General features: G+C 66.9%; 21 protein-coding genes and 1 pseudogene. 15 read left to right on the top strand and 7 right to left on the bottom strand.

What is annotated here, in order from left to right:
• Nucleotides 1-15: 15 nt before the first annotated feature.
• The 3 genes from AC07PT_RS17820 to AC07PT_RS17810 are packed head-to-tail and all read right to left on the bottom strand — an operon-like array spanning nt 16 to nt 3,028.
• Complete coding sequence (locus AC07PT_RS17820) at nt 16-996, bottom strand: Bug family tripartite tricarboxylate transporter substrate binding protein (RefSeq protein ID WP_494657544.1); 981 nt, start codon at nt 994-996, stop codon at nt 16-18.
• Nucleotides 993-1,910, bottom strand: a complete 918-nt coding sequence (locus tag AC07PT_RS17815; protein WP_494657543.1) for an N-formylglutamate amidohydrolase — start codon at nt 1,908-1,910, stop codon at nt 993-995. The genes AC07PT_RS17820 and AC07PT_RS17815 overlap by 4 nt, the downstream gene beginning before the upstream one ends.
• 14 nt (nt 1,911-1,924) lie before the next feature.
• Complete coding sequence (locus AC07PT_RS17810; RefSeq protein WP_492346247.1) at nt 1,925-3,028, bottom strand: porin; 1,104 nt, start codon at nt 3,026-3,028, stop codon at nt 1,925-1,927.
• A gap of 152 nt (nt 3,029-3,180) precedes the next feature.
• On the opposite strand from AC07PT_RS17810, the gene AC07PT_RS17805 reads away from it, so the two are divergent.
• Nucleotides 3,181-3,957, top strand: a complete 777-nt coding sequence (locus tag AC07PT_RS17805) for an IclR family transcriptional regulator (RefSeq protein ID WP_492346248.1) — start codon at nt 3,181-3,183, stop codon at nt 3,955-3,957.
• 55 nt (nt 3,958-4,012) lie between these two features.
• On the opposite strand, the gene AC07PT_RS17800 is transcribed toward AC07PT_RS17805, so the two are convergent.
• The 3 genes from AC07PT_RS17800 to AC07PT_RS17790 all read right to left on the bottom strand — a co-directional run bounded on the left by AC07PT_RS17800 (nt 4,013) and on the right by AC07PT_RS17790 (nt 7,716).
• Nucleotides 4,013-5,317, bottom strand: coding sequence for a serine hydrolase domain-containing protein (locus tag AC07PT_RS17800; protein ID WP_494657542.1), 1,305 nt, complete (start codon nt 5,315-5,317; stop codon nt 4,013-4,015).
• A 63-nt stretch (nt 5,318-5,380) separates the two neighbouring features.
• Nucleotides 5,381-6,916, bottom strand: coding sequence for a Fic family protein (locus AC07PT_RS17795; RefSeq protein WP_494657541.1), 1,536 nt, complete (start codon nt 6,914-6,916; stop codon nt 5,381-5,383).
• Between the two features lie 164 nt (nt 6,917-7,080).
• Nucleotides 7,081-7,716, bottom strand: a complete 636-nt coding sequence (locus AC07PT_RS17790) for an NAD(P)H-dependent oxidoreductase (protein WP_492346251.1) — start codon at nt 7,714-7,716, stop codon at nt 7,081-7,083.
• Between the two features lie 302 nt (nt 7,717-8,018).
• Between AC07PT_RS17790 and AC07PT_RS17785 the strand changes: the two genes are divergently transcribed.
• The 8 genes from AC07PT_RS17785 to AC07PT_RS17750 all read left to right on the top strand — a co-directional run bounded on the left by AC07PT_RS17785 (nt 8,019) and on the right by AC07PT_RS17750 (nt 16,437).
• Nucleotides 8,019-9,899, top strand: coding sequence for a methyl-accepting chemotaxis protein (locus tag AC07PT_RS17785; protein ID WP_494657540.1), 1,881 nt, complete (start codon nt 8,019-8,021; stop codon nt 9,897-9,899).
• Between the two features lie 225 nt (nt 9,900-10,124).
• On the top strand, nt 10,125-11,147 hold the full coding sequence (locus tag AC07PT_RS17780; RefSeq protein WP_494657539.1) for a tripartite tricarboxylate transporter substrate-binding protein: 1,023 nt from the start codon (nt 10,125-10,127) through the stop codon (nt 11,145-11,147).
• Nucleotides 11,148-11,267: 120 nt separating this feature from the next.
• A complete protein-coding gene (locus tag AC07PT_RS17775; protein WP_492346254.1) occupies nt 11,268-12,245 on the top strand; it encodes a tripartite tricarboxylate transporter substrate binding protein in 978 nt (325 codons plus the stop codon).
• Nucleotides 12,246-12,313: 68 nt separating this feature from the next.
• Nucleotides 12,314-13,516, top strand: coding sequence for a lipid-transfer protein (locus AC07PT_RS17770; RefSeq protein ID WP_492346255.1), 1,203 nt, complete (start codon nt 12,314-12,316; stop codon nt 13,514-13,516).
• A gap of 13 nt (nt 13,517-13,529) precedes the next feature.
• The gene (locus AC07PT_RS17765) at nt 13,530-13,982 is read left to right on the top strand and encodes a MaoC family dehydratase N-terminal domain-containing protein (protein WP_494657537.1); all 453 of its coding nucleotides are present in this window, start codon (nt 13,530-13,532) and stop codon (nt 13,980-13,982) included.
• Between the two features lies 1 nt (nt 13,983).
• Nucleotides 13,984-14,406: a MaoC family dehydratase gene (locus tag AC07PT_RS17760; protein WP_492346257.1), complete on the top strand. Its 423-nt coding sequence runs from the start codon at nt 13,984-13,986 to the stop codon at nt 14,404-14,406.
• A gap of 26 nt (nt 14,407-14,432) precedes the next feature.
• On the top strand, nt 14,433-15,269 hold the full coding sequence (locus AC07PT_RS17755) for an SDR family NAD(P)-dependent oxidoreductase (protein ID WP_494657536.1): 837 nt from the start codon (nt 14,433-14,435) through the stop codon (nt 15,267-15,269).
• A 10-nt stretch (nt 15,270-15,279) separates the two neighbouring features.
• A complete protein-coding gene (locus tag AC07PT_RS17750; protein WP_492346259.1) occupies nt 15,280-16,437 on the top strand; it encodes an acyl-CoA dehydrogenase family protein in 1,158 nt (385 codons plus the stop codon).
• Nucleotides 16,438-16,476: 39 nt separating this feature from the next.
• Here the strand turns inward: AC07PT_RS17750 and AC07PT_RS17745 are convergent, their stop codons facing one another.
• The gene (locus AC07PT_RS17745) at nt 16,477-16,890 is read right to left on the bottom strand and encodes a DUF2306 domain-containing protein (protein ID WP_494657535.1); all 414 of its coding nucleotides are present in this window, start codon (nt 16,888-16,890) and stop codon (nt 16,477-16,479) included.
• A gap of 197 nt (nt 16,891-17,087) precedes the next feature.
• Between AC07PT_RS17745 and AC07PT_RS17740 the strand changes: the two genes are divergently transcribed.
• The 6 genes and pseudogenes from AC07PT_RS17740 to AC07PT_RS17715 all read left to right on the top strand — a co-directional run bounded on the left by AC07PT_RS17740 (nt 17,088) and on the right by AC07PT_RS17715 (nt 23,849).
• Nucleotides 17,088-18,629, top strand: coding sequence for an AMP-binding protein (locus tag AC07PT_RS17740; RefSeq protein WP_494657534.1), 1,542 nt, complete (start codon nt 17,088-17,090; stop codon nt 18,627-18,629).
• A gap of 45 nt (nt 18,630-18,674) precedes the next feature.
• Nucleotides 18,675-20,420, top strand: coding sequence for a long-chain-fatty-acid--CoA ligase (locus tag AC07PT_RS17735; protein WP_494657533.1), 1,746 nt, complete (start codon nt 18,675-18,677; stop codon nt 20,418-20,420).
• On the top strand, nt 20,417-21,223 hold the full coding sequence (locus tag AC07PT_RS17730; protein WP_494657532.1) for an enoyl-CoA hydratase/isomerase family protein: 807 nt from the start codon (nt 20,417-20,419) through the stop codon (nt 21,221-21,223). The genes AC07PT_RS17735 and AC07PT_RS17730 overlap by 4 nt, the downstream gene beginning before the upstream one ends.
• Nucleotides 21,224-21,290: 67 nt before the next feature.
• Nucleotides 21,291-22,196, top strand: coding sequence for an SDR family NAD(P)-dependent oxidoreductase (locus AC07PT_RS17725; RefSeq protein WP_492346658.1), 906 nt, complete (start codon nt 21,291-21,293; stop codon nt 22,194-22,196).
• A gap of 27 nt (nt 22,197-22,223) precedes the next feature.
• A pseudogene (locus AC07PT_RS17720) lies at nt 22,224-22,538 on the top strand (Zn-ribbon domain-containing OB-fold protein); the annotation flags it as partial.
• Nucleotides 22,539-22,664: 126 nt separating this feature from the next.
• A complete protein-coding gene (locus AC07PT_RS17715; RefSeq protein WP_494657557.1) occupies nt 22,665-23,849 on the top strand; it encodes a thiolase family protein in 1,185 nt (394 codons plus the stop codon).
• Nucleotides 23,850-23,863 lie beyond the last annotated feature (14 nt).

Genomic DNA, 23,863 nt, shown 5'->3' with positions numbered 1-23,863 from the left:
GTCGGGCCCCAGGCTTCACTCGGGGCGGATGCCGCTGCGACGGATCACCTCGCGCCATTTCTCGGCATCGCGCCGGATGTAGGCCGCCAGCGACTCGGCGCTGCCCGGGCTGGGCTCAGCCCCCTGGGATTTCAGCTGACGCGCCACCCCGGGGTCGCTCAGGCTGGCCTGCAAGGCCTGGTTGATCTGTTGGACCAGCGCCTTGGGGGTCTTGGCGGGCGCGAACAGCCCGTACCAGATCTCGTAGTCGAGCCCGTTCACGCCCAGCTCGGTGAAGGTGGGCACCTGCGGCAGGCTGGCATGGCGCCGCGGTGTGGCCACGGCCAGCGGCTGCAACTTGCCCACCTGGATGTACTGGATCACGCTGGGAATGGCGTTGATGCCCACCTGCACATGACCCGCGACCAGGTCGTTGACCGAGGGCGCGCCGCCCTTGTAGGGAATGTTGACCAGCCGCGTCCCGGTGGCCTGCTGAAAAGCCTCCATGGCGAGGTGGTTGGGGCTGCCCACGCCGCCCGAGCTGTAGTTGAGCTCGTCGGGCTTGCGCTTCAGAAGGCTCAGCAGATCACCCAATGACTTCACCCCCAGCGAGGGTGTGGCGGTGAACACCGGGGTGTTGGTCAGCACCATGCCCACCGGGGTGAGGTCGCGCTCGGGTTGGTAGGCCAGGCGGGTCTTGATCATGGGCTCGGTCACGATGTGCGAGCCCGCTCCCAGGATCAGGGTGTAGCCATCGGCCGGGGCCGAAGCCACCGACTGAAAGCCCGGTGCGCCGGGCTTGTTGTCGATGATGACGGGCTGCTTCCATTGCTCGGCCAGCCGGGTGGCGATCACGCGCATGGCCGTGTCGGCCGCCGCCCCGGCCGGAAAGGGCAGCACGATGTGCACCGGCTTGTCGGGGTAGGCGGCCAGGGCACCGGTGCCGACCAGGCTCAGGGCCAGGCCACAGGCCAGGGCGTGCAGGCGGTTCAGAAGGGGGCGGATGGCTTTTTTCATGGGGTCTCCGTGGGAGCGCTTGTGGGCTTCAGCGGGGTTTGCAGCAGGTCATTCAGTTCACCGGACAGGCTGTCCAGCATGTGGCGCAAGGCCTGCACCAGCAGGCCATGGCCCGGCGTGAGGGTGCACAGGGTCTCGTCCATGTAGAGGGACCGGTTGAGTTCGATCTGCAGGCTGTGGCAGTGCCGGGCGGGCTGGCCATGGCGGCGGATCAGTTCGGCCCCTTCGTAGGGGTCGTTGATGGACACGCACAGGCCTTGGGCACGCAGGCCTGCCGCCACGGCCTGGGTCACTGCGGGCGCGGCGCTGTGGCCGTGCAGGTCGCTCACCACCACATCGGGCCGGGCCCGCCCGGCGTCGTGGTTCATCGCGTTGCCCACCGATTTCATGGAGTGGCAATCCAGATGCAGGCAATGGCCAAAGCGCTGGCGCGTGTCGTCGATCAGCGCCGCCAGGGTGGCATGGTAGGGGTCGTAGCAGGTGCTGATCCGTCGTTCGACCTCGCTCACGGCCAGGGCCTGGTGGTACATCGGCACCCCGGGCAGGGCCAGGCGGCGGATCAGGCCAAACCCGCGCTCGGACTTGTCGCTGGGTGCCAGCGGGCCGGGCCAGGGGGCGTCCAGCATCGCGGGGTCGATGTCGTCGCGGGCTCGATTGGCATCGATCAGCGAGCGGTGAAAGCGAGCTGACAGCACGGGCGCCCGCCCATTCACCGCCTGGGCCCAGAGAGCGTCCACGTGGGCGTCCCAGGAGGTCCGGATGGCGGCCCAGGGGGCCAGGGTCGGGACCTCCGCGGGCCAGTGGGGCCAGCTGTGCGGAGAGTCGATCACCAAGGGCAGGTGCGGCGCGTCGGGCCGCGCTGGCAGCAGATCGCAGGCCGGCGACGGGCCCGATTTCAGGGGCAGCAGGTTCAAGTTCAGCTCCGGCTTCAGAAACGATGCAGCATGCCCACGCCAATGCCGGTGGCCTGGCTGTTGGGCAGATGGCTGTTGCTCACGTCGCGGTCAACAAACACATACAGGGTGCTGCGCGCACTCAGGCTGTGGCTGTAGTCGGCCTGGAACTTCCTGAGTTTGCCGGCCGGGTCGGTCTGTACGTCGCGCTGCATGAGGTTGGCCGTGACCCGATGCACCCCAAAGGGCACGGTGGCCCCGATCAGCCACACCTTGACGGCCGAGCGGGCGCCCGGCGCGGCATTGAACTGCTCTTGGCTCAACAGCGCATAGGTCTTGAAGCTCGGGGCTTCGTAGCTGGCCACGGCCTGGGTCTTGTTCTTGAAATCGTTGGCCAGGAAGCCCCCCTTTTTCTCATCCCAGCCGTAGCCCGTGCCCAGTCCCCAGGGGCCATTCTTGTAGTTGAGCGCAACCTGGTATTGCTTGAAATCATCAGGCGATTTCAGAGCCGGGTTGGTCGTGGGGTTGGTGGCATCGGGCCCTGCCAGGTTGACCCGCGCCACCGCATGGAAGCCGCTGGCATCGGGCGTCTTGTAGGTGATCGCGTTGGACACCCGGTTGTTGCCGTTCAGGATCCGCGTGCCGATGGCCACCACCCCGGCGTCGTGCACGATCCAGCGCAGGTTGCGCGCCGCCTGCGAGTACAGCGGCGAGCCGGTGGGGGTGTCCGAGTCGAGCCGACCCATGTTCAATGTGCCCCAGGGCCCGCGCAGACCCACGTAGGCGTTGCGCATCGGTGGCGACACCAGGCTTCCGTTGGGCGCGTTGATGCCGAATTCGATGCCAAACACCGCTTGCTGGCCCGCGCCCAGGTCCTCCACCCCCCGAAAGCCCAATCGTGAGGTGTTGTCAGACATCTGGGTGCGGTGGGCGCCGGCCGTGCCGTAGCCCACATTCGACTTGGCGCCGGCCTGCACGGTCTCCACACTCAGGTCCATGCGCCCGTACAGGCTCAGGCTGCTGCGGGGGCGGGGGCTGTCGGTCTCCGGGGTGTCGTCGGCGGCACAGGCCGCTGAGCCCAGCACCAGCCACGCAGCGGCGCCAGCCAGGGTCAGCAGATGGGAAGAAGGGTTCTTCATGGGGTATTTGTTTCGTTGGTTGAAATGATGTGCCGGCGATGGATATCCTATGTTTTAGATGGCCATTAATACAGAGATAAATCCCGTTTGGTGATAGATTGCCGGATAGTTTTTCAATCAGTGAAACATATGAACGAAGGCAGGCAGGCGCCATGACAACTGACTACACCGTCTCTGCTGTTGACGAAGCGGTGGCCTTGCTGCTGCTGGTGGCCCAGAACCCGGGGCTGGGCGTGAGCGAACTTGCCCAGCGCTCGGGCAACACCAAGGCTCGCACCTTTCGTCTGCTGTTCACCCTGGAGCAACGGCGCCTGGTCACCCGCCTGGGCAAAAGCCCCACCTACCACCTGGATGTGCAGGCCCTGTACCTGGGCGTGGCCGCCCAGGAGCAGATCGACCTGGTGGGGCTGACCCGGCCCCACCTGTTGGCGCTGGGCGGTGAGTGTGGCGAGAACGTGCAGCTGCGCGTGCGTGACGGGCTGGACTCGGTGTGCATCGACCGCTGGCAGCGGGCCTGTGATCAGCCCATTCGAAGCCAGGCCGGCAGTCGGCGCCGGCTGCATGCCGGTGCCTCGTGCAAGCTGCTGCTGGCCTATGCGCCGGACGAGGTGCGGCAGGCCTTGTTTTCAAGCGAGCTGCCGCGCTACACCCCCCAGACCCTGACCCACCGCAGCCGGCTGACCCAGGAGATCAGTCGCATCCATGCCGAGGGCTATAGTGTTTCGATGGGTGAAATAACCCCTGGCTTCGGGGCCTTGGCTGCCCCGGTTCGGGGCAAGAGCGGCCAGGTTCTGGCCGCCCTCAGCATCACCGGACCTGCCGAGCGCCTGCAGGCCGGCCAGGCGCAGTTGGTGGCCCAGTTGTGCGGTGCGGCACGGCGCATGTCGCTTGCCCTGGCGGGCGAGGCCGGGCCCGGGGCAGCTGCCTGATGGTGTGGCGTGGGCACCGCCACGTCTTGGGGCCGGTGTCGGTTCAGGGCGCGGTTCAGGTGCGCATCAAGGCCTCGGCCACCGCTGCAAAGGCGGGCAGGGTGATCGGGTCGTTGCCCACGCCGCTGGCCACCGGGTGCGAGCCGGTGCGCACGATCACCATCTCGGCCCTCGGGTCGATGTAGATGCATTGACCGTGCACGCCGCGCGCCATGTAGGCGCCATGGGCGTTGTGGCTGACCCACCACATGCTGCGGTAAGACCAGCCCGGCAGCGTGGCGCGATAGCCCTCGGCCTGGGCAAAGTGGCTGCGCTGGCCGCCGGCCTCGATGTCGGCCACCACCGCCTCGGGCAGCACCTGGTGGCCGTTGAAGCGACCCCGCAGGCGCATCATCTCGCCAAACCGGGCCAGGTCGCGCACGGTGGCGCACATGCCTCCGCCGCCAAAGGCCGCACCGGTGGCGTCCAGCGAGATGGCCGCATCGTGCGCCGTGCCCAGCGGCTGCCACAGCTGTTGCGAGATCTGCTCGGCCAGGCGTTGGCCCTGCAGGCGCTCCAGCAGCCAGCCCAGCACCTGGGTGTTGACGGTCTTGTAGGCAAAGGCCGTGCCGTGCTCGCCCTGCTGGCGCAGGGTGGCCAGGAACTCGCCATAGCTGCGCGGGCCGGCATAGCCTTCGGGCCGCGGCAGCAGGCCGCCGGCGCGCGAGAAGTCCCAGATGCCGGCCTTCGGGTCGGCATAGTCTTCGGAATAGTCCAGCCCGGTCAGCATGTCCATGACCTGGCGCACGCTGGCGCTGCCGTAGGCACTGGCGCGCAGTTCGGGCAGCAGTTCGGCCACGGGTTGTTGGGGGTCGAGCCGGCCGTGGTGGACGGCCAGGGCGGCCAGCGTGCCGACAAAGGATTTGGTGACCGAGAACAGCGCGTGGCCGCGCTCTGGCGCGCCCTCGCCAAAGTAATCCTCCTGCACCACGCGGCCCTGGTGCAGCACCAGGATGCCGTCGTAGTAGGTCCGCAGCAGGGCGTCGCGCCAACTCATCGATTCGCCGTGCATCGAGCTGAAGCGCAAGTCATGCAGGTCGTCGCGCAGCGCCAGCGGCAGCGCGCTGGGGGCCCCTGGCGTCCGATCGATGGCCACGGTGGGCACCAACTCGCGCAGGTGGTTCAGGCTCCAGCGCAGTTCCGGAAAGCGCAGAAAGCTGCCGTCGTCAAAACGGACCATCTTGTCGGCCGGCGGTGGTGAGCCCTGCATCCAGCCCAGGGTGCGCGGGTCGCTGGCGTGGGCGTCGGGCCACGGGGGTGGCGGGGGTGACGGGGTCGTGGGGTTGGTCGGTATGGTCAAAGGCGCGGCAAATTCGGGCATGGGCGGAATCCTTCAGGGCGTATTTCATTGTCAAGGCCTGTCCTGTCTTGCTCCAGGGGGGCTTCACGGGGGCGTGCTGCGCAGCACGGGCAGGAGTGCTGCAATCAGTGCATCGGCGGTGTTCTCATCGGCCAGAGCGGGGAATTCCTTGGCGAGTTTATGAGAGACCTTGCCAGCGTTGTCACGCACCGAGCGGATGATCCGGTCGATGTCGGCGTCAGGGCCTTCGATCACCTGTTTCACTTGGTCCCGGGCCAGCCTGAGCTGACGCAGATGGCCGGCCTCCTTGTGCATTTCCACCTCCAGGGTGGTGCGCACGATGTCTGCCAGGTATTCGACGTGGTCGGTGAGGTCGGGGTAGCGCCAGGCGCTCAGGGCATCCTCATAGGCCTCGAATTCCAGGTTGTAGCGGACGCCGTCTTCGGCCTGCTGTTCGCGACCCAACTGCCAGGCTTCGCCATAGCGGCGCATGAAGGGGCGCGAGAACACCTCAAGGACCTGGTCGTAACCCCGGCGTTTGATCACTGAGCTGTTGATCGTGGCGGAAACCGGAAGAATGAAGGGGGCGGGTATGGCGCCATCGCGTCGCAACACGTCATTGATCAGAAAGCGCGATATGCGGCCATTGCCATCCGACATGGGATGGATGTAGACGAAGCCGAAAGACAGCACCGCCGCCCGCACCAGCGCGCCCGCGCCGAGGGTGCGGGTAGCGCAGTCGCGCAAGCCGCACAGCAGTTGGGGGGCGGCCTCCCAGTGGGGGGCGATGTAGTGAACAAGCTCGTGAAAGCCATCAACCTCGCCCACAAACACCGGCGATCGTCGTAAACCGTAGCGTGTTGCACGCGGCCCGAGGATTTCGGACTGCAGCGCAGTCAGGGAGGTCTCTGACAGAGGGTCCTCATACTGGCCGCACCAGCGCTCCATGGCGGCAGCAAAGCGTCGCACGCGATCGACATGCTGTTCTTCGTGTTCGATCGCAAAACTGGCCCGGCTTTCCTTGATGGTGAGCCAGACGGCACTGCGTTGCAGAAGGTCAGCGCCAAACGCCATCTCCAGTTCGTCCAGGCGCTTGGCGCAGGGGTAGCTTTCTGCTTGCTGAACGGCGGCTGTGCGCCGTACCAGAGGGCAGAAGTGACGTGTGCCGGGCAAGTTGTCACGCACGCGCCACCGCATGTTGTTGGTCGCTGATGTGGAGGTCAGGTACTGCGATTCGTCCATCGCGGTGACATAGTTGCCCACGGTCACGCCTGAAAAATCAAGTGTCCGGCCGGTCAGGAGCTCGTAGAAGAAGCCGGCACGGCGCGCATACTGCCCCGTCGGTTCGAGGGCAATCCAGGCTTCGAGATCGGTCGCTGGCAGGCGCTGGAACAGACGTGCCAGAAACTCCAGATGCAAGCCCTCATGTTTGAAAGCAAAGGTGAGGTGTCCAGCCAGGGTCTCGGCCGGGCGGGCGCTGGCGGGGTATTGTTCGTGAACGAAGCCGCCTTCGCGCACGGTCGACCGCGACTTGGCAATCACGCTGACCGTGCGCAGGGGCTGGACCGTTTTCACGCCATACCGCTCTGCCAACCAACCGTAGCCCATCACGTCTGGCATATAAAAATCGGGCGTTCACCCAAAAATCGATTAAATCTTTGAGATTCTGATTACTTTTGGAGTGAAAGCCAATTTTTTGATTAGAAGCCGAGCCCCAAAGCCAACGGCCCGTGACCACCACAGGGGCGGGCACGGGCCGTTGGCTCACAGGCGGGACGCGGTGCTTACTTCACTTCGCTCACGAACTGGGGGTTCGGGCGGCGCACCTTCTTCAGGTTGACCAGCCAGTCCTTGTCTTCTTCGCGGTAGCCCAGGGGCAGGATGATCACGCTGCGCAGGCCCTTGGCGCGCAGGCCCAGGATCTCGTCGAGCGCGGCGGGGTCGAAGCCTTCCATGGGGGTGGCGTCCACACCTTCGGCGGCGGCGGCGATCAGCGCGGTGCCCAGGCCGATGTAGGCCTGGCGGGCGGCGTGCTGGTAGTTGGTTTCGGCGTCACGGCCGGGGTACATGGCCAGCAGCTTGGCACGGTAGGCTTCCCAGCCTTCGTTCTTGAAGCCACGTTCGTCATTGGTCAGGTCGAACATGTGGTTGATGCGCTCAGCCGTGTAGTTGTCCCAGGCCGCAAACACGATCAGGTGCGAGCCGTCGGTGACCTGGCCCTGGTTCCAGGCAATGGCCTTGATCTTCTCGCGCACTTCGGGGTTGGTCACCACGATCAGCTCGTAGGGCTGCAGGCCACTGGAGGTGGCGGTCAGGCGCACGGCTTCGATGATGCTGTCGACCTTGTCCTGGGGGACGGCCTTTTGCGGGTTCATCTTCTTGGTGGCATAGCGCCACTTGAGCAAATCGTTCAGGTTCATGGTGTTGACTCAGAGAAAGGTTGGGAGGTGTTTTGACCCGGCGGTCCGTCACCGGCGCCGGGTGTGCGTTGCATTCTGCCACCCGCCGAAATTTCTTGCTTAGAACGCAATATTTTCGGTAATCGAAGGCTACTTGTTGTGTTTAGTCACCTAAGTGACCGGGTGATCTCGCGAGCTTCGGCGTCGTGAACAGCCTCCAGAGCGATGGGCCACGAATCCCGATTGAGTCGGCAGGCGATGTACGTTATTGTCATCAGCAGCCGTACGTATGTCACGAAAACTCACAAATTAGAGGTGATGCCATGCTCAAAACCCTTCGTGCCCGTTTGATTGCCATCTGCGTGGCGATCACCGTGGTCTCCTTGTTGGTCTTGACGCTGGCGACCCTGATGGTGGTTCAGCGTGACACAGGGGCCAGTCTGGACGATCGCCTGCATCAACTGACCCAGACCCATGCCAACGAGTTGACCGAATGGGTGAGAGAAAAGCAGCGCATCACCGGCTCTCTCAAAACCGCGGTTGGGCAGGCCGAGCCTGTGCCGTTTCTGTTGGCTGCCAAACAGGCGGGTGCTTTTGATGACACCTACTTCGTTTACGACGACAAGCGAAATGTGTTCGCCCACCCGATGCCCGACACCTACGATGGCACGGCACGGCCCTGGTACAAGCAGGCGGTGCAGGTGGGTGGGCCGGCCTTGACACCGGCCTATGTCGATGTGAGCACCGGCAAACTCACGATCAGTTTTGTCGAACCGGTGGGCCCCAAGGGCAAACCGCTTGCCGTGGTGGGGACCGACATGCACCTGGACACCGTGGCCCGCAAGATCATGGAGATCCACCCCATCCCCAACAGCTTTGCATTCTTGCTCGATGGCGAGGGCAAGGTGCTGGCGTACTCCAAACCCGACACCATCCTCAAGCCGGCGTCGGCCATCGCTGCGGGTCTGGAGCTGCCGATGCTCTCGGCCCTGAGTGATCAGGGGGGCCACAGCGTGGTGGAGATCAATGGCGCCAGCCAGATGCTTTACGCCGCCAAGGTCAAGGACACCCCCTGGTTGCTCGCCATCGCCATCGACCAGGCTGACGCCACCCGCCCGGTGCGTAACCTGATCATGGTGGCCGCCGGCATGGCCTTGTTGTGTGTGCTGGTGTCGATCGCCTTGTTGACCGGCGCGGTCCAGCGCCTGTTGCGCCGGCTGGGCCTGGTCGAGGGGGCCTTGCGGGACATCGCGTCGGGCGAGGGCGATCTGACCCGGCGCCTGGCGGCCGAGGGTGACGATGAACTGGCCAACATCGGCCGGTCCTTCAATCAATTCGTCGACAAGATTGCCCATGTGTTGTTGCGCATCCGCGATTCATCGGAATCCGTGCGGGTGGCCACCCGTGAGATCGCCAGTGGCAACCATGACCTGTCGGCGCGCACCGAACAGCAGGCGGGTTCCCTGGAGGAGACCGCGGCAGCCATGGAGCAGCTCACCGCCACCGTGCAGCAGAACGCCGAGAACGCCCAACAGGCCAATGTGCTTGCCAGCGGCGCGTCCGAGGTGGCTTCTCGGGCCAGCTCGGTGGTGGGTGAGGTCGTGAACACGATGCAGGGCATCGAGCATTCGGCCCGCAAGATTTCCGACATCATTGGCGTGATCGATGGCATCGCGTTCCAGACCAACATCCTGGCGTTGAACGCGGCGGTTGAAGCCGCCCGGGCGGGCGAACAGGGGCGCGGCTTTGCGGTCGTGGCGTCCGAGGTCCGCACCCTGGCCCAGCGCAGTGCCACCGCTGCCAAGGAGATCAAGGAATTGATCGGTGAATCCGTGTCGCAGGTCGACAAGGGCAGCCGGCTGGTTCAGCAGGCTGGGGCCACCATGGACGATGTGGTCAAGAGCGTGCAGCGCGTGACCTCCATCGTGGGCGAGATCACCCTGGCCAGCCAGGAGCAGAGCACCGGCATCGCCGAGATCGGCAGCGCCATCACCCTGATGGATCAGGCGACCCAGCAGAACGCAGCCCTGGTCGAGCAGGCCACCGCCGCCGCGCAGTCCTTGCAGCAGCAGGCGGTTGAGCTGGCCGATGCGGTGGCTGGTTTCGTGCTGGACGACGGCGGGGCCCGACCCTACGCAGGGGCGGGCCGGGCGTCCGCACCGGCGCTGGCACGCGACGCCCACCAGACGCCCAGGCTGCGCTGACGGGGGCTCCTGGCATCAGGTTGCGGTGCTCATGGGCGGCGCCTGGGTGGGCCTTGGCACGCTTGTCAGGCCTTCGGTCGATTCAGGACCCCAGCTTCGGCTGTCTTTGACACTCGGGCAGTACCGCTGCACGGTGGCTTTCTAAGCTGGCCCGGCGTGGCTGATTGACGACCGCCGATGCCCGGCGGTGCCACACCAGCTGCGTTTCACGCAGGAGAGCACCCCATGTCTTTTTCCCATCGTCGCGCGCTGCTGCGCATGCTGGCCTTGTCTGCTGCGCCAGTCGGGTTGCAGGCCCGCGCGGCTGAGACCGTCACGGCCCGTTCCGACGCAAGGCGGAGTCCCCTGGCCGTCCCGGGCAAGCCCGTGCGCCTGATCGTGCCGTTTGCGCCCGGTGGAGGCGCAGATAACCTGGCCCGAAGCCTGGGCCCGCAATTGTCAGCGCTTTGGCAAAGTCCCGTGATGGTGGACAACCGCCCCGGTGCCAGCGGCATTCTGGGGCTTGATGCGGCCAGCAAGGCATTGCCAGATGGGCATACCGCCGTGATGGCCATCGCCTCTCTGAGCATCCTGCCAGCGCTTTACCCCAAACTGCCCTTCGACATTGAGCGTGATCTGACCCCGGTGTCTCTGGTGGGGCGTACCCCCCTGGTGTGGGTGACTCTGCCTCGACCCGACGTCGTGCCCACCCTGGCGGGCTTCGTGAATTGGGCGCAGGGCCGGCGCGGCCGTGACAGCTATGGCAATTTCGGCGCTGGCACCACCTCGCACCTGCTGGCCGAGCAGTTCAAGTTGGCGACCCACCTCGATCTGGTGGCTGTGGCCTACAAGGGGGGGGCCCCCTTGTTGCAAGACCTGCTGGGGGGCGTGGTGGTGGGGGGCTTCATCGATGTGACCACCTGCCTGCCCCACGTCACGAGCGGGCGTCTGCAGGCCCTGGCCATCACCGGGCGCGAGCGCGACCCGGCCTTGCCTCAAGTGCCCACGCTGGCCGAATGCGGTTACCCGGGCTTCGATGCGAGCGGTTGGTACGCTGTGTTCTTGCCCAAGGCGAGCGCCGCCGAGCGAGCCGAGGCCTGGGCGGCCGATCTGAGACGTGTGATCCTGGCCCCCAATCTCGCTGCACGCCTGAGCACCCTGGGTATTCAATCGGTGGGCAGTACCCCGGCCGAACTGGCGGCCACGCTGCGCAGCGATTCCGCACATTGGGCGCAGGTGGCCCGAGCGGCCAACGTCAGCCTGCACTGATCTTTTCTGCCAATCAAATTGGCTCAATCGGCGATTGGCCTGTCCTCCTGAAATGCGCAAACTGAAGGCCTGAATCTGCTCGAAGAGGCGGGTCGGATCGTCAAATCCAGGAGACAAGTCATGCGTATTTCTCGTCGATCTGCCGTTGCGGCAGTCCTTGGCCTGGGCCTGGCCGCAGGCGGTTCCGGGGCCTTGGCCCAAGCCTACCCGGCCAAGCCAATCCGTCTGGTGGTGCCCTATCCGGCAGGCGGGGGGACCGACATCCTGGCCCGCATCCTGGCCACCCAGCTGGCGCAAAGCTGGGGCCAGCCGGTACTGGTCGACAACAAGCCCGGGGCCAGTGGGATGCTGGGCAACGACATCGTGGCCAAGGCCGCACCCGACGGCTACACCGTGCTGGTCGGCATCACGGCGATGATCCAGTCGCCGGCACTTTATGCCAAGGTGCCCTACGACGTGCTGCGCGATTTCGCCCCCGTGTCGCAACTGGCGACCTCGTCCGACCTGTTCATCGTGCCGGCCAGTTCACCGGCCAAGACACTGGCCGAATTCATCGCCCTGGCCAAGGCGCGGCCCGGCAAGCTCAACTATGGCACCTATGGCAATGGCACCTCGTCGCACATGCACGGCGAGCTGCTCAAGATGGCGGCCGGCCTCCAGCTGATTCCGGTGCCCTACAAGGGCGCCGGGCCCGAGGTGAACGACCTGCTCGGCGGCCAGCTGGATTCGGCCTTTGTCGACGTCACCTCGATCACCCCGCACCTGCGCTCGGACCGCATCCGCGTGCTGGCCATCACCGGCACCCAGCGGCACCCGGCCCTGCCCGAGGTGGCCACCCTGGGTGAGCAGGGCCTCAAGGGTTTCGAGTCCAACGGCTGGTTTGGGGTCTTTCTGCCGGGCGGCACGCCGCGCCCCATCGTCGACAAGCTGTCGGCCGAGGTGCAGCGCATCGTGGCTGGCGCCGAACTCAATGGCCGCCTCAAGGCCATGGGCCTGACCCCGGTGGGCGGCACGCCCGAACAGCTGCAGGCCGTGTTGAACAACGACCTGCCCAAGTGGGAGCGCATCGTGCGCGACGCCCGCATCGTCATCGAGTAGCCGCGCGCGCCCGCTTCTTTTCTGTTTCCCCGAACCCAGGGCCCGTGGCGGGCCCATAGGAGACCTTCATGAGTGCTGTTCAAGCTTCGCAACGTGCCGTCCATGTGGTGGGCGTGGGCATGATCCCCTTCACCAAACCCGGTGCCAGCGAGCCCTACACGGTGATGGGCGCGCGCGCTGCGCGCCTGGCCCTGGACGATGCCGGTGTTGATTACGCCAAGGTGCAGCAGGCCTATGTGGGCTATGTGTACGGCGACTCGACGGCCGGGCAGGCGGCCCTTTATGGCGTGGGCCTGAGCGGCATCCCGGTGTTCAACCTGAACAACAACTGCTCCACGGGTTCCAGCGCGCTGTTCCTGGCGCGCCAGGCGGTGGCCAGCGGCATGGTCGAATGCGCCATTGCCCTGGGTTTCGAGCAGATGCAGCCCGGCGCGCTCAAGGGCGCCTGGGACGATCGCCCATCGCCGATGGCCCGCTTTGCCGAGGCCATGGATGCGCACCAGGGCTACGAACCCCAAACCCCGCGCGCCGCCCAGTTCTTTGGCGGTGCCGGGCGCGACTACATGCGCCAGTACGGTGCCCGGGCTGACACCTTTGGTCGCATCTCGGTCAAAGCCCGCCAGCATGCGGCACGCAACCCGCTGGCCCTGTTTCGCCAACCTTTGACCTTGGACGAGGTGATGGCCTCGGCCACGGTGTTCGATCCGCTCACGCGTTTTCAGTGCTGCCCGCCCACCTGCGGGGCCGCGGCGGCCGTGGTGTGCTCGGCCGATTTTGCCAAGCGGCACGGGCTGGACCAGCGTGTGGTGATCGCCGCCCAGGCCATGACCACCGACACCGGCAGCACCTTTGACAGCGACGACATGCGCAAGGTCGTGGGCTACGACATGAGTGCGGCGGCGGCCCGTCAGGTGTACGAAGCGGCGGGCATCGGCCCGGAAGACCTGGACGTGGTGGAGCTGCACGACTGCTTCACGGCCAACGAGCTGATCACCTACGAGGCCCTGGGCCTGACCCCCGAAGGCACGGCCGAGAAGTTCATCCTGGACGGCGACAACACCTATGGCGGGCGCATTGTCACCAACCCCTCGGGGGGGCTGCTGTCCAAGGGCCATCCGCTGGGGGCCACCGGTCTGGCGCAATGCACCGAGCTGGTGTGGCAGCTGCGTGGCCAGGCCGAGCAGCGCCAGGTCGAAGGCGCCCGCCTGGCGCTGCAGCACAACCTGGGCCTGGGCGGGGCCTGCGTGGTCACCCTGTACCAGGCGGTTTGAAGGGGCACCCACCATGATCGACAAGCAATTCATCGGGCATGTGATGCCCCGCTTCAGCGCCCTGGTCGAGGCCGGCCGACTGCGCTTCTTTGCCAAGGCCACCGGCCAGACCGATCCGATCTACAGCGACGAGGCCGCGGCGCATGCCGCTGGCCACCCTGGCCTGCCGGTGCCGCCCACCTTTCTGTTCTGCCTCGAAATGGAGTCGCCCGACCCGGCCGCCATCCGTGACCTGCTGGGCATGGACTACCGCACCCTGCTGCACGGTGAGCAGGGCTTCCACTACCACCGCATGGCCTATGCGGGCGACACGCTGACCTTTGAGCAGCGCATCGAAGACATCTACGACAAGAAAGGCGGGGCGCTGGAGTTCGTGGTGCGCGGCACCCGCGTGAGCAACCAACGCGACGAGCTGGTGGCGGAGCTGCGCGCCGTGACCGTGATCCGCAACCCGGTAGGAGCCTGAGATGAGTCTGCTTGCACGCTATGACGAGGTGAACGTGGGCGATGCCCTGCCTGAATTCGAAACCCCGCCCCTGACGCGCCACACGCTGGCCTTGTACTGCGGCGCCTCGGGTGACCACAACCCGATCCATGTCGACATCGACTTTGCCAAGGCCGCCGGCATGCCGGATGTGATCGCCCACGGCATGTTGTCCATGGCCTGGCTGGCCCGCGTGCTCACGAACTGGGTGCCGCAGAGCGCCTTGCGCGAGTACAGCGTGCGCTTTGCCGCCATGACCCAGGTGGGCGAGCGCATCCGCTGCGCGGGCCACATCACCGAGAAGTTCGAACGCCGGGGTGAGCGCTGCGTGCGCCTGGCCCTCAGCACCACCAACCCCGAGGGCGTGATCAAGCTGGCCGGTGAGGCCGTGATCGCCTTGCCCTGACATCTGAACCCTTGAAAGACCCCCTCATGAGCAATGCACTGAACAAACTGGCGGGCAAGGTGGCCCTGGTCTCCGGCTCGGGCCGCGGCATCGGACGCGAGATCGCCCTCAAGCTGGCCCGTGAAGGCGCCACCGTGGTCATCAACGATCTGGACGAGGCCCCGGCCCGCCAGACCGTGGCCGAGATCGAGGCTGCAGGTGGGCGGGCCCTGGCCTGCGTGGGCAGCGTCACCGAGGCCGGCTTTGCCGAGCGCTTTGTCGCGGCGGCGGTCGACACCTATGGCGGGCTGGACATCATCGTCAACAACGCCGGCTACACCTGGGACAGCGTGGTTCAGAAGATGAGCGACGAGCAGTGGGACGCCATGTTGGCCGTGCACTTGACGGCCCCCTTCCGCATCCTGCGCGCCGCCTCGGGCTTCATCCGTGAAGCGAACCGGCGTGAAAGCGAAGAGGGGCGGGACGTGTTCCGCAAGGTGGTCAACATCTCCTCGACCTCGGGCGTGTACGGCAACGCCGGCCAGGCCAATTACGCGGCCGCCAAGGCGGGCATCAATGGCCTGACCAAGGCCATGGCCAAGGAGTGGGGGCGCTACAAGGTCAACGTCAACAGCGTGGCCTTTGGCCTGATCAAGACCCGCCTGACCGAGGCCGATGCCACCGCCGGCGCCAGCATCGACATCGCCGGCCAGCAGATCAAGGTGGGCGTGAACCCGCAGATCCTCAAGAACGCCGAGGCCCTGATCCCCCTGGGCCGCGGCGGCACCCCCGAAGAGGCCGCCGGTGCGGTGTACCTGTTCTGCATTCCCGAGTCGAACTACGTCAGCGGCCAGGTGCTGGTGTGCGGCGGCGGCCGGCCCTGAGGAGCCCACCATGGATGAGCAAAGCGTCTTGAGTTTTCCGCGCACCCTGTTCCGTGACGACCACGAGGCCTACCGCGAGACGGTGCGCCGCTTCGTGGCCCGCGAATGCCTGCCGCGCCAGGCCGAGTGGGACGAGGCCGGCCGGGTCGACCGCGAGACCTGGCTCAAGGCCGGCCGCGAAGGCCTGCTGTGCACCGCGATCAGCCCCGACTACGGTGGCGCCGGTGGTGATTTCGGCCACTGCGCCGTGCTGGTCGAGGAAGTGGCCCGTGCGGGTGCCAGCGGCCCCGGCTTTCACCTGCACTCCGACATCATCGCGCCCTACATCGAGCGCCTGGGCACCGAGGCCCAGAAGCAGCAGTGGCTGCCACGCTGCGCCAGCGGCGAGACCATCCTGGCCATCGCCATGAGCGAGCCCGGCGCCGGCAGCGACCTCAAGGCCATCCGCACCACGGCCCGCCGCGAGGGCGACGAGTATGTGATCAGCGGGGCCAAGACCTTCATCAGCAATGGCCTCAACTGCGACCTGGTGGTGCTGGTCGCCAAGACCCAGCCCGAGCTGGGCGCCAAGGGCACCTCGCTGATCCTGGTCGAGGCCGACCGGCCCGGCTTTCGCAAGGGCCGCAAGCTCGACAAGATGGGCCTGAAGGCGGCCGACACCGCCGAGCTGTTCTTTGACGACGTGCGGGTGCCGGTGAGCAACCTGCTGGGCGAAGAGGGCAAGGGCTTCAGCTACCTGATGACCGAGCTGGCCCAGGAGCGCCTGATCATCGCCATCGGCGCCGCCGCCAAGCTGGAGGCCATGCTGGCCGAGACCATCCGCTACACCAAGGAGCGCATGGTGTTTGGCAAGCCCCTGTTCGACTTCCAGAACACGCGCTTCAAGCTGGCCGAGATCAAGGCCCGCGCCACGGCGGTGCGCATGATGGTCGACCAGTACCTGGCCGAGCACCTGCGGCGCAAGCTCAGCCTGCAGGAGGCCGCCATCGCCAAGCTGTTCAGCACCGAAGAACTGGGCCGCTGCCTCGATGAGCTGCTGCAGCTGTATGGCGGCTACGGATACATGATGGAGTACCCCATCTGCCGGGCCTACGTGGACTCGCGCGTCAACCGCATCTACGGCGGCACCAGCGAGGTCATGAAAGAGCTGATCTCGCGCACGCTCTGAGCCACTCAGCCCGCCATGTCCATCCTCTGGCTCCACCGCTCACAGCAGGCCCAGCCACTGGCCCCACACCCGCTGGCCCAGGTAGCGCTGGGGCAACAGCGTGAACACACCGGCGCCCACGCAGGCCATCCAGTACAGCGACTGCATGCAGCGCCGGTGGCCGCTGATGTTGCGCCGGGCCAGAAACCAGAAGGCCCCGAACAGGCCCGAGAAACACACCGGCACCAGCAGGTGGATGGGGGTGTAGCCGGCCAGATTGGGCAGGCTGAAATCGCGGATGAACAGGGCCGAGCTGGCCGTGATCAGCATCAGCGTGACCCAGGCATAGCCCGCGGCGCGGTGCAGCCAGGGGCGTTGCGTGTGGCCTTGACGGGCCCACAGCGCGACCGGGCCCAGGGCCAGGGCGCCCAGGGCCGCACTCAGGTGGATGGCGATGGTGGGTGTGAGTTGCATGGCAGATCAGGGGTTTCAACAGCAGATGGCCCGCAGTGTGCGGGGCTGTTGCGCCGCTGGCATCTGCTTTTCGACCACTTGCCTTTGCGCTTCGCCAGATGCCTGGATGGCAGCGCCAAACGTCTGAATTTCAAGCCGGTGACCGAGCGCCTGGGCAGCACGCCTGACGCGCGACTCAACTTTCAGGAGGTCCTTTGATGCATCCCCGAATCCATGCCCGCACCCAGCCCGATAAAGCCGCCCTGGTGATGGCCGACAGCGGCCAGCGCCTGAGTTATGCCGAACTGGACGCCCGCGCCAACCAGGTGGCCCACCTGCTGCGTGCCCGGGGTCTGAAGGCGGGTGACCACATTGCCCTGCTGCTGGAGAACCAGTTGGGCTTCTTCGAGCTGTGCTGGGGCGCCCAGCGCGCCGGCATCATCTACACGGCAATGAGCACCCGGCTCAAGGTGGCCGAGGCGGCCTACATCCTCGACAACTGCCAGGCCCGTCTGTTGGTGAGCTCTCAGGCCCTGGCAGCCCAGGCCGCCGAGCTGCTGCCCCACATCCCAGGTGTGGGCACCCGGCTGATGATCGACGGCACCGTGCCCGGCTTCGAGTCCTACGAGGCGGCGCTGGCGGCCCAGCCGACCACACCGATCGCCGACGAGACTGCGGGCGGCGACATGCTGTACTCCTCCGGCACCACCGGCTACCCCAAGGGCGTGTTCGTGCCGCCCGATTCGCCCGAGGTCGAGGCCGTGCCGGCCCTCACCGGCATCTGCCAGCGCGTGTTCGGCATGGCGGGCGACACCGTCTACCTGTCGCCCGCACCGCTGTACCACGCGGCGCCGATGCGTTTTTGCATGAGCGTGATGCGCCTGGGCGGCACCGTGGTGGTGATGGAGCACTTCGACCCCGAGCGCTACCTGGCGCTGGTGCAGCAGCACCGAATCACGCACACCCAGGTGGTGCCCACCATGTTCGTGCGCCTGCTCAAGCTCAGCGAGGCGCAGCGCCAGGCCTTTGATGTGTCTTCGCTGCGCGTGGCCATCCATGCGGCGGCGCCGTGCCCCATTCCCGTCAAGCAGCAGATGATTGCCTGGTGGGGTCCGGTGCTGTGGGAGTACTACGCCGGCACCGAAGGCAATGGCATGACCCTGGTCGGCTCGGCCGACTGGCTGACCCACCCCGGCACGGTGGGCCGCGCCGTGATTGGCCAGTTGCGCATCTGCGACGAGTTGGGCGAGCCGGTACCCACGGGCGAGACAGGCACCGTGTACTTTGCCGAGGGCAAGCCCTTTGCGTACCACAACGACCCGGCCAAGACCGCTGAATCGACCAACGCCCGCGGCTGGACCACCTTGGGCGATGTGGGCCACGTCGATGCCGAAGGCTATCTGTACCTGACCGATCGCAAGGCCTACATGATCATCTCGGGCGGGGTCAACATCTACCCGCAAGAAGTCGAGAACCTGTTGGTCACCCATCCCCTGGTCATGGATGTGGCCGTGCTGGGCGTGCCCAACGAGGAGTTTGGCGAAGAGGTCAAGGCGGTGGTTCAACCCCGCGACATGGCCCAGGCTGGCCCCGCCCTGGCCGCCGAGCTGATCGCCTTTTGCCAGCAGCACCTGTCGCACGTCAAGTGCCCGCGCTCGGTCGACTTCGAGGCCGAGTTGCCGCGCCACCCCACCGGCAAGCTCTACAAGCGCCTGCTGCGCGATCGCTACTGGGCCGGCCATGCCAACCGGCTGGTCTGAGCCCGCCGCCGCACCCAGAGCGCACGACCTCCAGGAGACCCTGTCTTGAATGCACCGATCCCAGCACCCCACCTCCGGCATTGGCCGCCCGGCGTGCCGCACGCATTTCGCCCCAGCGCCGTGGGCCTCAGCCACTACCTGGAGGTGGCCGCCCAGCGCTACCCGGACAAGCCTGCGCTGCTGTTCTGTGGACAGAGCCTCTCCTACGGTGCGCTGCATCGGCGGGTGAACGCCCTGGCTGCCTGGCTGAACCGCCGGTTGGGCGTGCAGCCTGGCGACCGGGTGCTGCTGATGAGCCAGAACTGCCCCCAGTACGTGCTGGCCTACCACGCCGTGTTGCGCCTGGGGGCCGTGGTGGTGCCGGTCAACCCCATGAGCACCCCCTCTGAGTTGCAATGGTTTCAACAGGACACCGGCGCCCGCGTGGCCCTGTTGGCGCAAGAGTTGCTGCCCCGTCTGCAGCCCTTGCTGCAGGCAGGCGCCATTGACGCTGCCGTGGTCCATGCCTATGCCGATGCCATGCACCCGGCCGAGGTGGGGGCCCCGGGCTCGCCCTGGCCCGAGCCCTTCCACCAGCCGCGCCAGGCCCTGCAGGGCCCGGGCCTGTACGGACTGGAGGAAGCCCTGAGCGAGGCCGTGGCGCAGGGCTGGCAGCCGGATTGGCTGCACCCCGGCCCCGAGGCCCTGGCAGTGCTGCCCTATACCTCGGGCACCACCGGCCACCCCAAGGGCTGCATGCACACCCATGGCACAGTGCTGGCGTCCAACCTGGCCTCCCAGGTGTGGCGCAGCCTGCATGCCGATTCGGTGTTTTTGAGTGTGGCCCCGCTGTTCCACATGCTGGGCATGCAAAACGGCATGAACATGCCGCTCACCCTGGGTGCCACCCTGGTCATGATGCCGCGCTGGCACGCGCCCAGCGCCGCGCGCCTGATCGAGCAACACCGCGTCTCGGTCTGGACCGCGCCGCCCAGCATGGTGATCGAGTTCTTCGCCCAGCCCGACGTGATGGCCCGCGACCTCAGCAGCCTGAGCCTGCTCTCAGGCGGCGGCGCCGCCATGCCCGAGGCCGTGGCCACCCTGCTGGCCGATCGCTTCGGGCTGGCCTACAACGAGGCCTACGGCCTGTCCGAGACCGCGGCCTTTCTGCATGCCAACCCGCTGCACCGCGGCAAGCGCCAATGCCTGGGCGTGCCCACGCAGGGGGTGGTGTCGCGCATCGTCGACCCGGCCACGGGCCAGGACCTGGCCGCGGGCGAGGTGGGTGAGCTGGTCACCAGCGGCCCGCAGCTGATGCTGGGTTACTGGCGCAATGCAGCAGCCACCGAGGCCGCTTTTTTTGAGCGCGACGGCCTGCGCTTCTTCCGCACCGGCGACCTGGCCAGCGTGGACGAAGACGGGTACTACTTCATGCGCGACCGCCTCAAACGCATGATCAATGCCTCGGGCTTCAAGGTCTGGCCGGCCGAGGTGGAAAGCGCGCTGTACGAGCACCCTGCCATCTTCGAAGCCTGCGTGATCGCCGTGGACGACCCCAAGCGCGGCGAGACCGTCAAGGCCCTGGTGGTGCTGCGACCCGGTCATGAGGCCGCCCTGAGCGTCGAGCAGCTCACGGCCTGGGCACGCGAGCGCATGTCGGCCTACAAGGTGCCGCGCCTGGTCGAGTTTGTGCCGGCCCTGCCCAAGTCGGGCACCGGCAAGATTTTGTGGCGCGAATTGCAAGAGGCGCACCGGCACAGCGTCGGCGCCAAGCCGGCCCCATCCCAGGCAGAACTTCAGGAGACCCCATGAACCCCGACAACTTCGAGCGCATCCGCTTTGCCGTGCGCGATCAGGTGGCCACGCTCACGCTGCACAACCCCGAGCGGCGCAATGCCTTCGACCCCGCCATGCGCGAGGAAATGCGCCAGGTGGTGGCTCATCTGCGCGCCGACCCAGGTATCCGCGCCCTGGTGCTGACGGGGGCGGGCGACCACTTCTGTGCCGGCGGCGATCTGCGCAACATCGCCACCGTGGGCCTGGACAACGCCGGCTGGCGCGCCCGCCTGCAAAGCCTGCACGACTGGCTCAAGGAACTGATCACGCTCGACCGCCCCGTGATTGCCGCGGTCGATGGGGCCGCCTATGGCGCCGGCTTCAGCCTGGCCCTGCTGGCCGACTTTGTGATTGCAACCCCCCGGGCGCGCTTTTGCATGTCGTTCATGCGCGTGGGCCTGGTGCCCGACTGCGCGGCCTTCTACACCTTGCCCCGCATCGTGGGCGTGCAGCGCGCCCGCGAGCTGATGCTGTCGGCCCGCGAGGTCGATGCGGCCGAGGCCCTGCGCCTGGGCATTGCCATGGAGCTGCAGCCGCCCGAGCAGCTGCAGGCCCGGGCCCAGGCCCTGGCGGCCAGCTTTGTGCAGGCCTCGCCCATGGCGGTGGCCCTGGTCAAGCGCACCCTGGCCGCGCCCGGGCACGACCTGCCCACCCTGCTGGAGATGGAGGCCAACGCCCAGGCCCTGGCCATGGGCACCGAGGCGCATCGCGTGGCGGTGCAGCGCTTTCTCGACAAGCAGCCGGCGCTGTTCCAGTGGCCGGCACAGGCGGCGTCCTGATCCTATTTTTTGACTGACATCCCAGCAACCCAAGGAGAACAACATGAATCCAAACAACCCGTCCCGCATGGTCGAAGGCAAAGTGGTGGTGGTCACCGGCGCAGGGGGCGGCATTGGCCGCGACATCGCCCTGGCCATGGCCCGTGAAGGGGCCCGCGTGGTGGTCAACGACATCGGTGCCTCGGTTGCAGGCGAGGGCAACGACGCCGGCCCTGCCCAGAAGGTGGTGGACGAGATCCGCGCCCTGGGCGGCGAGGCGGTGGCCAGCACCGACAGCGTGAGCGATGCGACCAGCGCCGGTCGCATCGTGCAGGCGGCGCTCGATAGCTTTGGCCGCATCGACGTGGTGGTCAACAACGCCGGCATCCTGCGCGACCGCTTCTTCCACAAGATGAGCCTGGATGAGTGGGACGCCGTCATCAAGGTGCATCTGTACGGCGCCTACTACGTGAGCCGCGCGGCCTCCACCCACTTCAAGGAGCAGGGTTCGGGCAACTACATCCACATGACCTCCACCTCGGGGCTGATCGGCAATTTTGGCCAGGCCAACTACTCGGCCGCCAAGCTGGGCATCGCGGCGCTGTCCAAGTCCATCGCGCTCGACATGCAGAAGTTCAATGTGCGCAGCAACTGCATCGCGCCCTTTGCCTGGAGCCGCATGATCGGCAGCATCCCCACCGAGACCGACGCCGAAAAGGCCCGGGTGGAGCGCATCAAGCAGATGACGCCGGCCAAGATCGCGCCGCTGGCCGTGTGCCTGGCCAGCGATGAATCCTCGTATGCCAATGGCCAGATCTTTGCCGTGCGCAACAACGAGATCTTCCTGATCAGCCAGCCGCGGCCCGTGCGCTCGGTGCACCGCAGCGAGGGCTGGACGCCCGAGAGCGTGGCCAGCCACGCACTGCCCGCCCTGAAGGCCATGTTCTACCCCCTGGACCGTTCGGGTGACGTGTTCACCTGGGACCCGATCTGAAGCCCCCACCCTTGCAAGGAGCCCAACATGAGTGAGCAACGCCAGGGCGTTCAGGCCCGGCATCAGGCCTGGCTGGACCAGGGCCGTTTCATGATCCAGCGCTGCGCCGCCTGCGGCCAGCATGTGTACTTTCCGCGCGAAGTCTGCCCGCATTGCGGCGCCGCCGACCCCGAGTGGGTGGCGCCCTCCGGCCAGGGCACGGTGTATTCCGCCACGGTGGTGCGCCGCAAGCCCGAGGCCGGTGGGGACTACAACGTCTGCCTGATCGACCTCGATGAAGGCGTGCGTCTGATGAGCCGCGTCGAGCGGCAGCCCGCGGACTCGGTGCAGGTGGGCCAGCGGGTGAAGGCCCGTGTTCTGCAGGTTGAGGGGCAGGGCGGCATCGTGGTGTTCGACCCGATCGAAGAGCCGGCTGCGACAACGCCTGTCCCGGTGCCGAGCGGACCTGCCAGGCCTTCCGCTCCGACCGTGCACACGCCGCCGGCCTTGAGGGCCTTGCGTGGCAGTGCCGTCATCGCCGGGGTGGCTACGTTTGGCTGTGGTGAGGCCACCGGCTTCACCGAGATGGAGGTGCTGGCCCACGCCGCGCGCGCCGCCGTGGCCGATGCCGGGCTGACGATGCGCGACATCGACGGCCTGTGCACGGCCAGCGTGTTGTCCACCATGTGGCCCATGCCCGTGACCGAGTACCTGGGCCTGAACCCGCGCTACATCAACGGCACCATGGTGGGGGGCTCCAGCTTCGTGGCCCACCTGCTGCCCGCCATGATGGCCTTGCAGGCCGGCCAGTGCAACGCGGTGCTGGTCTGCTACGGCAGCACCCAGCGCACGGCCACCTTTGGCCGCAGCGAGATTGCCAAGGCCCGCCGCGTGATGGACCCGCAGCCCTTTGAAGCGCCTTACGAGCCCATGCAGCCGCTGTCGGCCTATGCGCTGGCGGCGCGGCGCCACATGCACCAGTACGGCACCACCCGCCGAGACCTGGCCGAGGTGGCGGTGGCGGCCCGGGCCTGGGCGCAGCTCAACCCCGAGGCCTTCATGCGCGACCCGCTGAGCATCGACGACGTGCTCAAGGCCCGCAGGGTGTCCGATCCCCTTTCGGTGCGCGACTGCTGCCTGGTCACCGACGGTGGTGGGGCTTTCGTGCTGACCCGTGCCGATCGGGCTGCGAGCCTGCCCCGCAAGCCCGTCTATGTGCTGGGCAATGCCACCGCCAACTGGAACCGCCAGATCTCGTCCATGCACGACCTGACGGTGACGGCAGCCAGCCAGTCGGGCCGCGAGGCCTTTGCCATGGCCGGCCTGACGCCGAAGGACATGGGCGTGCTGCAGCTGTACGACGCCTTCACCATCAACACCTTGCTGTTCCTCGAAGACCTGGGCTTCTGCCCCAAGGGCGAAGGCGGGCGCTTTGTGCAGGACGGCGCCATCGCCCCGGGCGGGCGCCTGCCGGTCAACACCAACGGGGGCGGCCTGTCGTGCGTGCACCCGGGCATGTACGGCATCTTCACCCTCATCGAGGCCGTGCGGCAGTTGCGCGGCGAAGCCGGTGCCCGCCAGGTGCCCGGCGTGGCCACCGCCCTGGCCCATGGCAATGGCGGCACCTTGTCGAGCCAGGCCACCGCCATCCTGGGCACGGCCGACGCGCTGTGATCCGCAACGAAAGA

It is taken from the genome of Curvibacter sp. GW821-FHT09D12, assembly GCF_059416245.1.
This window is presented reverse-complemented; position numbering and strand designations above follow the sequence as displayed.